This window comes from Streptomyces tyrfis, assembly GCF_037034285.1.
Taxonomy (GTDB): domain Bacteria; phylum Actinomycetota; class Actinomycetes; order Streptomycetales; family Streptomycetaceae; genus Streptomyces.
This window is the reverse complement of the sequence record NZ_JBAGJZ010000026.1, coordinates 43,195-55,444: the sequence shown is the minus strand read 5'-3', so window position 1 is coordinate 55,444 and position 12,250 is coordinate 43,195. Positions and strand designations below refer to the sequence as shown.

The window sequence follows — 12,250 nt, the reverse complement described above, 5'->3', positions numbered from 1 at the left end:
AACATCACCGGAAGGTCTGAGGCGACGGTGTCAACAGGGGCGTGGGGGAAGCCGGGTGACGACGCACGGGGGGCGTTTCGCAGGGCGTTCGGGGTATGCCGCGCTCGTTTCGGCGAGGGCACGGGCGCACCGCCCGCTGGTCGCCGCCGCGCTCGTCACCGTCCTGCTGACCACGTCCGTGCTGGCGGCACTGGCCGCCTACTCGACCGCGATCGGCGACGCGGCCCTGCGCCACTCGCTGGCCGCGCCGCGCAACGCCGCCGATGCCGCGCTGGTCGTCAAGGCCGAGGTGGCGGCCGGTCACCGCCGGACCGCCGACGCCGTCGTACGCGACGGGGCGCACCGGGTCTTCGACGGGCTGCCGGTGACCGTGCGGACGCTGGTGCGTTCCGGCCCGTACGCCCTGCCCGCGACCACCCGGACCCCGGCCACCGGGCCCGACGACAAGCCCGACCTCACGCACTTCGCGGCGCTCGACTCCACGCAGGTGCGGATCAGCGAGGGGCGCCTGCCGCGCGCGGGCGCGCCGGACGTCGAGGTGGCGATGCCCGACGCCGCCGCGCGACGGCTGCGGCTGGCGCCGGGCGCCCGCCTCACCCTCACCGACCGGCTCGACGGACCGCCCGTGCGGATCCTCGTCACCGGCGTGTACCGCCCCGCCGAGCCGGCCTCCCCCTACTGGCTGCTGGACGAACTGGGCGGCCGGGGCGTGCGGACGGCCGCCTTCACCACCTACGGCCCCCTGCTGACGACGCCCTCCGTCGTCGCCGGCGGCCGGGTGAGCGCCGGAGGGTCGGCGTGGCTGGCCTCCGCCGACTTCGCCCACCTCACCGCCGACCGCGTCGACGCCCTGCGCGCCTCCGCGCGCACCGGGCCGGCCACCCTGTTCGAGCTGCCCACCGGGGACCCCGACAAGGGCGGCACGGTCGGCGGGACGACCGCGAGCACCGCCCTCCCCGAGGTCCTCGACCGGGTCGAGCGCTCCCTGCTCGTCTCCCGCTCCACCCTGCTGATCGTCGCCCTCCAGCTCGTCCTGCTCGCGGCCTGCGCACTGCTGCTCGTGGCCCGGCTGCTCGCCGCCGAACGCACCGGCGAGACCCGGCTGCTGCGCGCCCGCGGCGCCTCCCGACCCGCCCTCGCCGGCCTCGCCGCCCGGGAGGCGCTGCTGCTGGCGGGGCCCGCGGCGCTGATCGCCCCGCTGCTGGCGGGCCCGCTGATCCGGCTGATGGCCGGGCGGGGGGCACTGGCCCGGCTCGGGCTGGAGCTGGAGACGCCGGCCGCCGGGCGGCTCGGGGTGTGGCTGACGGCGGCCGGCGTGGCGCTGGGATGCGCGCTGGCGGTGACCCTGCCGGCGGTCGCGTCCACCGGGTTCCGCACGTCCCGCGCCCGTGCCCTGCCCGCTCCACTGCGGGCCGGGGCGGACCTGGGGCTGGTGGCGGTGGCCGGGGTCGCCTACTGGCAGCTGGCCCGCCGCACCTCGGGCGCGGTGAGCGCGGACACGGCCGGCGCCCTGGGCATCGACCCGCTGCTGGTCGCCGCGCCCGCCCTCGCGCTGCTGGCCGGAGCGGTCCTGACGCTGCGTCTGCTGCCGTTGGCCGCCCGGTTCGCCGAGCGCCGGGCGACGGGCGGGCGGGGGCTGGCCGCGGCGCTGGCGGGCTGGCAGCTCAGCCGCCGCCCGGGGCGCGCCGCCGGACCGGTGCTGCTGCTCGTCCTGGCCGTCGCGCTCGGCATCCTGGCGATCGGCCAGGGCTCCTCCTGGGAACGCTCGCAGGACGACCGGGCCGACTTCGCGGCGGGCGCGGCGGTCCGCATCCTGGGCACCGGCGGCGCCGAACTCGGCCGCACGCAGGACTACGCGGCCGTGCCCCACGTGCGCGAGGCCGTCCCCGCCGTGCGGACGGCCCTGCCGCTGTCCGGGCATCGCACGGCGACGGTGCTGACGATGGACACCGCGCGCGCGGCGGACACCGTCCTGCTGCGCCCCGACCTGGCGTCCGCCCCGTCGGAGCGGCTGGCCGCGGACCTGGGGCCGTCGGGCGAGTCGGCGGGCGCGCGCGTGCCCGCCGGGGCGACTCGGCTGACGCTGACGGCGACTCTGGTCAGTTCGGTGCGGGACACGAAGACCACGGCGGCCGTGACCCTGACGCTGGAGGACGACCACGGCGTCCCCCACCCATTGGCGTCCGGCGACCTTCCCGCCGACGGGCGCCCGCACCCGCTGTCCGTCGAACTGCCGCGCGTCCACGGACCGTTGAGGCTCATCGGGGTACAGCTCGCGCTGCCCCTGCCGCCCTTCCACGCCGAACGGCACACCCTGACGCTCGACGCCCTGACCGCGACGACCGCCGCCGGCACCGCGCGGCGAGTGCCCCTGCCGGCGTCCTGGACGGCGGCCTCCGGCACCGACGGGCGGGGCCCGACCGGCTCCGAGGCCTCGCCCACCCGCCCGCGCGTGCGCTCCGGCGCGCACCCGACCGCGGTGTTCGGCACGGGCTACGTCCCGTCCGACCAGCCCTGGCTCAGCCCGTCGCTGACGGTGCGCATGCAGGTGACGCAGCCCGGGACCACCGCGGTGGCCGCCCTCGTCACCGACCGCTTCCTCGACTCCGCGGGCGCCCGCCCCGGTCAGACGATGGACATCGCCCTCGACGGGCAGAACGTGCCCGTGCGGATCGTGCGCGCCGTACGGCAGCTGCCGACGACCGGGGGCGGGGAGGACGACGACGGCGGCGCCGTGCTCCTCGACCTGCGCGCCGTGAACCGGGTCCTCCAGGCGCGCTACGGGTCCGCCCTCGCGCCCACCGAGTGGTGGCTGCGGCCGGACTCGCCCTCGGCCGGCGCGGGCATCGCCGCCGCCCTGCGCGCCCGGCCCGACCTCGACCCCGGGCAGATCGTCGTGCGCGACGAGATGGCCGCCGAGCTGCGCGACGACCCGTTCGGGGCGGGCCCGGAGGCCGCGTTCGCCGCGGCGGCCGGGACGGCGGCGGTTCTGGCCGCGCTCGGGTTCGCGGTGAGCGCGGCGGGGGCGCTGCGGGAACGGAACGCCGAGTTCGCGATCCTGCGTGCGCTGGGCGCCCCGCGCCGCCGGCTGGCCCGTGCCGTCGCGGCCGAGCAGGGCGTCCTGGTCGCGCTGGCGCTGGCCGTGGGCACGGGCCTGGGCGTCGCCCTGACCCGCGCGGTGCTGCCGCTCATCGTCCTGACCGGCGAGGCCGCCCGCCCGGTGCCGGATCTGCTGGTGGAACTGCCGCCGCTGCGGGTGGCCGCCCTGCTGGCGGCCGTCGCCGCCGTCCCGGTCGTCGTCGTGGCGCTGCTGGCGGTGCGCCGGGTCGATCCGGTGCGGGTGCTGCGGGAGGGGGAGTGACATGGTGATCCCGTTCAGGCGTGCGGAACGCGCCGCCGTCCCCTGGGTCCGCACCCGGCTGCGGTCGGCCCCCGGCGCCGCTCTCGCCCTCGCGCTGCTGGTGGCGCTGACCGCCTGTCTGGCCGCCGGGTTCCCGCGCGCGGTGGAGCGGTACGAGGACGCCGGCCTGCGCCGCTCCGTCGAGCGGACGCCCGCCTTCCAGAGGGTCGTCCATCTGTCCGCCCCGGCGCCCCTGACGGTGGAGATGGCGCAGGACCAGCGCGAGCAGCTCATGCGCCCCGCCACCGTGAAGGGCGACTACGACAGCATCCTCGGCACGGTCCGGCGCCCCTTCGTCCCCGACCTCGGCCAGTCGTCGTACGGCGTGGCCACCTCCGTGAACCACGAGGTGCCCGACCCCTGGCTGCCCCGGCCGAGCGGGCAGCCCGCCCGGGTCTCCCTCGTCGCGCAGGCGGGCCTGGCCGACCACGCCCGGCTGCACGAGGGCCGTCTGCCGCGCGCGTCCGGCACGGTCACCGCGTCGACGCCCGAGGTGGAGGCGGCGGTCAGCGCGGAGACCGCCAGGAGCCTGCGCATCGAGGTCGGGTCGGTCCTGCACGTCCCCGACGCGAGCCAGGGCACGCTCGCCGTCCGGATCACCGGCATCGTCGCCCCGCGCGACCGGGACGGCGCCTACTGGTCGGCGGACACCCTGCTGCGCACTCCCGCGCTGACGCGGGTGGTGCCCGCCGACCCGAACTCGCCCCGGTACTGGCTCGGCGCCCTGCTGCTGGCGCCCGAGGCCGCCCCCGTGCTCCTGCGCGTCGAGGAGCTGCCCTACCGCTACTGGCGGCTGGCCCCCGATCCGGACACCCTGCACCACCGTGACCTGGGCGCGCTCGAATCCGCGGTCGCCTCCCTGGAGTCGGGCCCCGCACTCCAGCGGGTGCGTGAGGCCGCCGACCTCAGCATGCAGTCCTCCACCGACCTCGACGACGTGCTCGCCTCCCACTCCCGCCTGCGCTCCGGCCTCTCCACGCTGATCTCGATCGCGGCGTCCGGCGGCGGCACGGTCGCCGTCGTCGTCCTGGTGATGGCGGGCGGCCTGGCCGCCGACCGCCGCCGCACCGAACTGGCCCTGCTGCGCGCCCGCGGCGCCTCCTTGCCGGGTCTCACCGCCCGCCTGCTCGCGGAGACGGCGGTGGTCGCCGTCCCGGCCGGGGCGCTCGGCCTGGCCGTGGCGGTGTGGGCCCTCCCCGGCGCCCGGACCCTGCCCGCCGTGCTGGCCGCCCTCGCGGTCACGGTCGTCGCCTGCGCCGCCCTCCCCCTGCGCGCGGCGGCTGCCCACCGGTTCGTCCGCATCACCGCGCTCCGCCAGGACGTGACGTCCGTACGACCGTCCCGGCGACGTACGGTCGCGGAGCTGACGCTGGTGACCGTGGCCGCCGCCGCGGTGGTGGCCCTGCGCCGGCAGGGCACGTCCGGCGGGCCCGGCGACCAGCTGATCGCGGCGGCGCCCGTGCTGGTGGGGGTGATCGCCGCGCTGTTGCTGGTGCGCCTCCACCCCCTCCCCCTGCGTGGCCTGGCCGGTCCGGCCGGGCGGCTGCGCGGTGTGGTGACCCATCTGTCGCTGGCCCGGGCCGGCCGCGGTTCCGCGTCCGCGGTGCTGCCGCTCCTCGCCCTGCTCACCGCTCTCACCACGGCCTCGTTCGGCGGCTCGGTCCTGGCGGGCATCGGCGAGGCCCGGGACCACGCGGCGCTCCTCGCCGTCGGGGCCGACGCCCGGCTGAGGTCGCCGGTGGACTCCCTGCCTCCGGGGCTGGCCGACCGGGTGCGCCGGGTCTCGGGCGTGCGGGGAGTGACGGCGCTGAGCATCGCGTACCGGTCGAGGCCCGACGACGGGCGTCAGCCCGTGTCGGTGGTGGGCGTGGATCCCGGCGGCTACGCGGAGCTGACGAGGCGGACGGGGCTCGGCGCCTTCTCCGAAGGCGTGTTGAAGAAGGGACGGGGCGGTCCGGGGGCGGGCGGCGCCCTGCCCGCCGTGGCCTCCCCGGGCGTGGCGGACGCCCACGGCTCGGCTCCGTTCCCCGTCAGCATGGAGGACGGCAGCAGCGTCACCGTCCGCATCGTCCTCGTCCGGGACATCACTCCGGCCGTGACGGGCGCCGACTTCCTGGTGGTGGACCGCGCCGGTCTCGGCGCCGCGGCGGCCGAGCCGACGACGCTGCTGGTGACGGGCCCGGAAGCGGACGGCCGTGCCCTGCGCGAGGCGGCCGGGAAAGCGGCGTCGGTCCACCTCCGCGCCGACGAGCGAGCCCGGTACGTCGACTCCCCCCTCCAGTCCGGCGTGGAGCGGCTCTACGCGGCGGCGGTGGCGACAGGCGCCGGCTACGCCGTGCTCGCGCTGCTCCTGTCGCTCCTGCGCGCCGCTCCCGAGCGCATCGCGCTGCTCGCCCGCCTCCGCACCATGGGCCTCACCCGTCCGCAGGGCCGCCGCCTGCTCGTCCTGGAGTCCCTGCCCCAGGCCGTGCTCGCCGCGGCGGGCGGCGTCCTGACCGGCTGGGCCGCGATCCGCCTGCTCTCCCCCGGCATGAACCTGACCGCTGTGGCCCTGCCGCTCTCGGCCGCTCCCCCGGAGCAGACCCCGCTGCGCGCCGACGTCTGGTCGCTGACGGCGCCGGCGCTGGCCGTGGTGGCGGTGACGGTGGGAATCGCCGGCGTACAGGCGTGGTGGGCGGGGAGGAGAGGAGCGGTGCGGGAGTTGAGAGCGGGTGACGCGAAGTGAGCGGGGCGGCGCGCCCCGTCCCCCACGGCCCCGGCGGGCTCCTGCGGCTCCGGCCCCCGGTCCCGGCGGCCCCGGTCCCGGACCTCGGGGAACTCCGCGGCCCCTGCCTCCGTCCCGGCGGCCCCGCCCGCGCGCGGCGGCCCCGGCGCGCGTCCGGCCGGACGCGGCCCCCCATCGACCAAGGAGCCCGATGACGACGAACCCCACCCTCGCCGAACTGGCCGACAGGGCGACCGCCACCCGCGACCGGCCCGCCTACGGCCACGACGCCCTCATCACCTGCGACCGCCTGGTCCGCGTCTTCTCGGCGGACGGCGTGGAGGTTCAGGCCCTCCAGGGCCTCGACCTGCTCGTCCGCGAGGGCGAACTCATGGCCCTGGTGGGCGCCTCGGGCAGCGGCAAGTCCACCCTGATGAACATCCTGGCCGGCCTGGACGCCCCGACCGCCGGGGCGGCCCAGGTGGCCGGCCACAACCTGCTGGCCATGACCGCGAAGGACCGCCTGCACTACCGGCGCAAGGTGGTCGGCTTCATCTGGCAGCAGACCTCCCGCAATCTGCTGCCGTATCTCACCGCGGCCCAGAACGTCGTCCTGCCCCTCCAACTGGCGGGCGGCCGGGGCCGCTCCCGGGCCCGCACCGAACGCGCCCTGGAGCTCATGGAGTTGCTCCAGGTCGCCGACTGCCGGGACCGCCGCCCGCATGAGATGTCCGGCGGCCAGCAGCAGCGGGTCGCGATAGCCGTGGCCCTCGCCTGCGACCCGGCGGTGCTGTTCGCCGACGAACCCACCGGCGAGCTCGACTCGCACACCGCCCAGCAGATCTTCGCCGCCTTCCGCACGGCGAACGAGGAGCTGGGCACCACCATCGTCATCGTCACCCATGACCGCGCCGTCGCCACCGAGGTCCGCCGCACGGTCGCCATCCGCGACGGCCGCACCGCCACGGAGGTCCTGCGCCGCAGCGAGGTCGACGAGACCACCGGCGACGAGACGCTGGTGGCCCGCGAGTACGCGATGCTCGACCGGGCCGGCCGCCTCCAGCTGCCCGCCGAGTACACGAGGGCGCTCGGCATGCGCGACCGGGTGGCGCTGGACCTGGAGGAGGACCACATCACCGTGTGGCCGGACGACAGCGCGCACGGCTGATCGCCGGCCCTGGGCGGACAGCGGGTGCGCGGGCCGCCCGCCGCGTCGACGCGCTCCGGCGGCCGGGCCGGCGGTGACCCGCAGGTCCCGGCCGGCGCGTCCCCCTCTCCGCCCCGGCCGGCTCGGCCTACTCCCCCGCGCCGTCCCTGATCTCCCCGTCGCGCAGTTCCAGCACCCGGTCGGCCAGGCCGAGCAGCGTCGCGTCGTGCGTGGCCACCAGCGCGGTCACCTGTTCGCTGCGCACGACCGCCCGCAGCAGCTCCATCACGGCATGGCCGGTCTCCGCGTCCAGTTGCCCGGTGGGCTCGTCGGCGATCAGCAACGAGGGCTTGTTGGCCAGGGCGCGGGCGATGGCGACCCGCTGCTGCTGGCCGCCGGAGAGCTCGCCGGGCCGCTGGGCCGCGTGGTCGGCGAGGCCCACCAGGGACAGCAGCAGTTCGACTCGCTCCTCACGCTCCCGCACGTCGGCCCGGCGCATGCGCATCGGCACGCCCACGTTCTCCGCGGCCGTCAGGATCGGGATGAGGCCGAAGGACTGGAAGACGAAGCCGATCCGGTCCCTGCGCAGCGCCAGCAGTCCGTCCTCGCCGAGCTCGGACAGTTCCAGGCCGTCGACGGCGACCCGGCCCCGGTCCGGTGCGTCGAGCCCTCCGACGACGTTCAGCAGGGTGGTCTTCCCGGAGCCCGAGCGCCCCTTGAGCGCGACGAGTTCGCCGCGGGGGATGTCGAAGGAGACGCCGCGCAGGGCATGGACGGCGGCGGCTCCCCGGCCGTACGACTTGTGGACGTCCTCGACGCGCACCATGGTTCCGGTGACGACCTGGCTCATGAGTCCTCCCTTGATCCACCGTGGGCCGCCGCCAGTATCGCGGTCTTCCGTCCGGCCCTCAACGCGTAGGCGGCGGAGGAGCCGGCACGAGGCTCGGACGCGTCGGCGGACGATCACGCGGGAGGCCCCCCGCGTTCCGCGTTCCCCGCCCTCCGTGCTCACCCCCGGTACGTCTCCAGCAGGCGCAGCCAGACCTCGCTGATCGTCGGGTAGGAGGGGACGGCGTGCCACAGCCGGTCGACGGGGACCTCGCCGGCGACGGCGATCGTCGCGGAGTGGAGCAGTTCCCCGACGCCGGGCCCGACGAAGGTGACCCCGAGCAGGATCTCGCGGTCCAGGTCGACGATCGCGCGGGCCCGGCCCCGGTAGTCGTCCGCGTAGAGTCCGGCGCCCGCCACCGAGGCGATGTCGTAGTCGACGGCGCGCACGCGGCGGCCGGTTGCCTCGGCCTCGGCGAGGGAGAGGCCGACGGCGGCGACCTCCGGGTCGGTGAAGACGACCTGGGGGACGGCCGCGTGGTCGGCGGTGGCGGCGTGGGCGCCCCACCGGCCGGTGTCCGTCGCGGCGCCCAGGGCCCGGGCGGCGATCACCTCCCCCGCGATCCGCGCCTGGTACTTGCCTTGGTGGGTGAGGAGCGCACGGTGGTTGACGTCCCCGACGGCGTACAGCCACTCTGCGCCCTCGACGCGACAGCTGTCGTCGACGGAGAGCCAGGAGCCGGGGATCAGACCGACCGTGTCGAGCCCGAGGTCGTCGGTGCGCGGGGCGCGGCCGGTGGCGAAGAGGATCTCGTCGGCCTCGACGCGCTCCCCGGAGTCCAGTTCCACGGTGACCGGGGCGTCGGGCGCGGGCCGGCGCACGGCGGTCGCCGAGGTTCCGGTACGGATGTCGGCGCCGGCCTCCGTCAGCGCCCGCGCGACCAGTTCGCCCGCGAAGGGCTCCATCCTCGGCAGCAGTCCCCGGCCCCGGATGAGCAGGGTCACCTGGGCGCCGAGAGCCTGCCAGACGGTGGCCATCTCCGTGCCGACCACGCCCCCTCCGACGATCACCAGGCGGCCGGGCACCTCCTTGGCGCTGGTCGCCTCCCGGCTGGTCCAGGGGCGGGCCTCCGCGACGCCGGGCAGGTCGGGCACGACGGCGCGGCTGCCGGTGCAGACGGCCACGGCGTGCCGGGCCGTGAGGCGGCGTTCGGCGCCGTCGGGGGCGGTGACGGAGACGGTCCGCTCGCCGGTGAGACGGCCGCGGCCGCGGAAGAGGTCCGCCCCGATGCCCTTCAGCCAGGCGGCCTGCCCGTCGTCCTTCCAGTGCGAGGTGTAGTCGTCCCGGTGGGCGAGGACCGCGGCGGTGTCGAGCGGCCCCTGGACGGCCCCGGCGAGCCCGGGGACGTGACGGGCGTCGGCGCGGGCGATGACGGGGCGCAGCAGGGCCTTGCTGGGCATGCAGGCCCAGTACGAGCACTCGCCGCCGACGAGCTCCGACTCGACGACCGCCGTGCTCAGCCCGGCCGCGCGGGTCCGGTCGGCGACGTTCTCGCCCACCGGCCCGGCTCCGATCACCACGACGTCGTACTCGGCGCTCTCTGCGTTCTCGGCGTTCAGGGAGGGATCAGTCATGGGGACAGTCTGGCGGCGGGTGTGGGGAGCGGCCACACGGGCACGCGGAATAGCGCGGGCGCCGGCACGGTTGTCCGGGGCGAGTCCGAGCCGCCACCGGAAGCAGGAAGAAGGAGCTGAACATGAGCACCGTCGAGCTCACCAAGGAGAACTTCGATCAGGTCGTCAGCGACAACGATTTCGTACTGATCGACTTCTGGGCTTCCTGGTGCGGCCCGTGCCGCCAGTTCGCGCCGGTCTACGACGCGGCCTCGGAACGCCACGAGGACCTGGTCTTCGCGAAGGTCGACACGGAGGCGCAGCAGGAGCTGGCCGCGGCCTTCGACATCCGTTCCATTCCCACGCTGATGATCGTCCGGGAGAACGTCGCGGTCTTCGCGCAGCCCGGCGCGCTGCCGGAGACGGCGCTGGAGAACGTCATCGGCCAGGCCAGGAAGCTGGACATGGACGAGGTCCGCAGGTCCATCGAGGCCGAGCGGAAGGAACAGCAGGGGTGACGACCCCCGCCCGCGCGAGCGGGTGATCGGCCCGGCCGGGCGCGTTCCGGCCGGGCCGGGTCGCGTTCGTTTCGCGTTCCGGCCAACCGTGCTCGCGCGGTCCGGTGGGGATCGGCGCGAGTTCGGCGCGGTCCGTACGGCCGGTCAGGTGCGCCCGGCGCGGCCAGGACCTGTCTTCAAACTTCCGCCTGCCGTGCGGCGCCTGGCACGCGCGCCACGGGCGGCTCGCCCCGACGCGGCCCGTGCGGGGCGGACCCGGCCGCTCAGTCGCCGGTGGCGCCCCGGGGCCCGTCGTCGGTGCCCGCCCCGGACGGACGGCCCGGCTCGCCGGGCCCGGCCGGGGTCCGGGGCTGCTCCCTGATCCGCACGGAGAGCCCGTAGTCCAGCTCGGCCCCGTCGACGAGCACCGCCTCCACCGCGTGCGTCGCCGGGTCGATGTCCGCCACGACGCCCTCGCCCGCGTACCGGGGGTAGCCCGATGCCCCCGTCTCGCCGGTCGCCTCCACGACCGCCGAACGGATGGCGGTGTCCTCCGGCGGGGCGGCGCTCCGCGCCGCGCCGGTCCCGGCGGCATCGGCGCCGGTTTCGGCGGCGTCCGTCCCGGAGCCGGTTCCGGAGCCGGTCCCGGCCGTGCCGGTCCCGGAGTCGTCGGGGGTCTCCTCGACGAATCCGGGGACGAGCAGGATCTCGTAACTCTGCGGATGGCTCATGCTCCCGACGCTAAGCGCTGTCCCGTCGTCCCCGGTGGATCGGCACGCGGCGTCGGCGGCGGTGCGCCGGGGCCGGGAGAGGGCACGCGGCCCGGACGTACGCGGGCTCAGCTGGATTCGCGGTGGACCACCCCGGCGTTCAACAGCTCGTGGTGCTCCGCGGCCCCGCCGGGATGCCGCACCAGCCGGTCGACGAGGTCCGCGAGGGGCTGGGCGGTGGTGGCCGGTTCCATGCGCACGGTGCTGAGCCGGGGGCGCAGCAGCCTGCCCAGCATCAGGTCGTCGGCGCCGACGACGGCCGTCTCGCGGGGCACCTCGACGCCGGCGTCCTGGAGCGCCCGCATCAGCAGCATCGCGTACGCGTCGTCGTACGCGAACACGGCGTCGAGGCCCAGTTCGCGCCAGCGGGCCGCGAGCCGGGCGGCCGCGTCCTCCTCGTACCGCAGCCGCAGCGGTTCCACCCGGGCCCGGGCGCCGTGGGCGGCGAGCCGGGCGCCGGCCAGCCGGGGTTCGGCGAACGGGGCGAGGCCGTGTTCCTCGGGCATGATCACGCCGATGCGGCGGCGGCCGCGCGCCAGCAGATGGCCGACGGCGCGGACGCCGACCTCCCGCTGGTCCAGGACCAGCGCGTGGGCGCCGGCCACCGGGCGCGGGCCCAGGGTGATCACGGCCCTGGCCCCCGAGCGGCGGAGCATGGATATGCCCTGCGGGGTGAGGGCGATGGTGCCCGGGGCGACGACGGCGACCGGGCGCAGTTCGGCCCAGGCGTGGGCGGCCTCGTCGGCGCCCAGTCCGGTGCTGCCGTACTGGACCACGGTGTAGTCGAGGGCGCGCAGCCCGGATTCCAGCTCGCGGAAGAAGCGGTGGTGGAGCGGGCCGGACGGCAGGTCCACCGTGGGCAGCAGCACCATGCGGCTGTGGCCGGCGCGCAGGCTGCGGGCCGCGGCGTGCGGGACGTAGCCGAGTTCGGTGGCGGCCTCGCGCACCCGGCGCCGGGTGGGTTCGCTGATCCGCACGGACGTGTTGCCGTTCAGCACGTACGACACGGTGGCGCGGGAGACCCCGGCGAGGCGTGCCACGTCGGCGCTGGTCGGGACGGGGCCCTCGGTGGGCTGATTCGGTAACTGGCTCATGGCGTCGGGCAGTCTTGCAGACCGGTGTGACAACGGCGTCCGGATCGAGCCGGTCTGACGGCCCGTCCGGTCTCTCGGAGTCCGCCCCGTCGTCCGGGACGGGCCCGGCCGGCGCCCCCGAAGGGCCTTCCTCCGGGGCCGGTTCACGGGGCGTCGGGCCGGACCCGCCCGCCGCGCGCGGCCGCCGGGGTTCTAC

8 protein-coding genes are annotated in these 12,250 nt (G+C 76.7%); 4 read left to right on the top strand and 4 right to left on the bottom strand.

What is annotated here, in order from left to right; translation table 11 throughout:
* The first annotated feature begins 55 nt into the window (after positions 1–55).
* The 3 genes from WA762_RS20745 to WA762_RS20735 all read left to right on the top strand — a co-directional run bounded on the left by WA762_RS20745 (position 56) and on the right by WA762_RS20735 (position 7,272).
* Positions 56–3,361 carry an FtsX-like permease family protein gene (locus tag WA762_RS20745; RefSeq protein ID WP_335937422.1) on the top strand — a complete coding sequence of 1,102 codons (3,306 nt, stop codon included), beginning with the start codon at positions 56–58 and terminating at the stop codon, positions 3,359–3,361.
* 1 nt (position 3,362) lies between these two features.
* Positions 3,363–6,125: an FtsX-like permease family protein gene (locus WA762_RS20740; protein ID WP_335937421.1), complete on the top strand. Its 2,763-nt coding sequence runs from the start codon at positions 3,363–3,365 to the stop codon at positions 6,123–6,125.
* 190 nt (positions 6,126–6,315) lie between these two features.
* The gene (locus WA762_RS20735) at positions 6,316–7,272 is read left to right on the top strand and encodes an ABC transporter ATP-binding protein (RefSeq protein WP_335937420.1); all 957 of its coding nucleotides are present in this window, start codon (positions 6,316–6,318) and stop codon (positions 7,270–7,272) included.
* A gap of 127 nt (positions 7,273–7,399) precedes the next feature.
* On the opposite strand, the gene WA762_RS20730 is transcribed toward WA762_RS20735, so the two are convergent.
* Together WA762_RS20730 and WA762_RS20725 are read right to left on the bottom strand one after the other, a co-directional pair.
* Complete coding sequence (locus tag WA762_RS20730; protein ID WP_335937419.1) at positions 7,400–8,101, bottom strand: ABC transporter ATP-binding protein; 702 nt, start codon at positions 8,099–8,101, stop codon at positions 7,400–7,402.
* Between the two features lie 158 nt (positions 8,102–8,259).
* Entirely contained in the window at positions 8,260–9,714 is a 1,455-nt protein-coding gene (locus WA762_RS20725) for a dihydrolipoyl dehydrogenase family protein (protein ID WP_335937418.1), read from the bottom strand.
* Positions 9,715–9,836: 122 nt separating this feature from the next.
* Here WA762_RS20725 and trxA point away from each other — a divergent pair, with 122 nt between their 5' ends.
* Entirely contained in the window at positions 9,837–10,211 is a 375-nt protein-coding gene (trxA, locus tag WA762_RS20720) for a thioredoxin (RefSeq protein WP_335937417.1), read from the top strand.
* Positions 10,212–10,474: 263 nt separating this feature from the next.
* Here the strand turns inward: trxA and WA762_RS20715 are convergent, their stop codons facing one another.
* Together WA762_RS20715 and WA762_RS20710 are read right to left on the bottom strand one after the other, a co-directional pair.
* Positions 10,475–10,921: a hypothetical protein gene (locus WA762_RS20715; RefSeq protein WP_335937416.1), complete on the bottom strand. Its 447-nt coding sequence runs from the start codon at positions 10,919–10,921 to the stop codon at positions 10,475–10,477.
* 107 nt (positions 10,922–11,028) lie between these two features.
* Positions 11,029–12,054: a LacI family DNA-binding transcriptional regulator gene (locus WA762_RS20710; RefSeq protein ID WP_335937415.1), complete on the bottom strand. Its 1,026-nt coding sequence runs from the start codon at positions 12,052–12,054 to the stop codon at positions 11,029–11,031.
* Between the last annotated feature and the right edge of the window lie 196 nt (positions 12,055–12,250).

What these genes read in the sequence shown, in the direction of transcription:
- WA762_RS20740 (WP_335937421.1), top strand. Translation starts at nt 3,363, where the DNA reads ATGGTGATCCCGTTCAGGCGTGCGGAACGCGCCGCCGTCCCCTGGGTC.
- WA762_RS20735 (WP_335937420.1), top strand. Translation starts at nt 6,316, where the DNA reads ATGACGACGAACCCCACCCTCGCCGAACTGGCCGACAGGGCGACCGCC.
- WA762_RS20730 (WP_335937419.1), bottom strand. Translation starts at nt 8,101, where the DNA reads ATGAGCCAGGTCGTCACCGGAACCATGGTGCGCGTCGAGGACGTCCAC.
- WA762_RS20725 (WP_335937418.1), bottom strand. Translation starts at nt 9,714, where the DNA reads ATGACTGATCCCTCCCTGAACGCCGAGAACGCAGAGAGCGCCGAGTAC.
- trxA (WP_335937417.1), top strand. Translation starts at nt 9,837, where the DNA reads ATGAGCACCGTCGAGCTCACCAAGGAGAACTTCGATCAGGTCGTCAGC.
- WA762_RS20715 (WP_335937416.1), bottom strand. Translation starts at nt 10,921, where the DNA reads ATGAGCCATCCGCAGAGTTACGAGATCCTGCTCGTCCCCGGATTCGTC.
- WA762_RS20710 (WP_335937415.1), bottom strand. Translation starts at nt 12,054, where the DNA reads ATGAGCCAGTTACCGAATCAGCCCACCGAGGGCCCCGTCCCGACCAGC.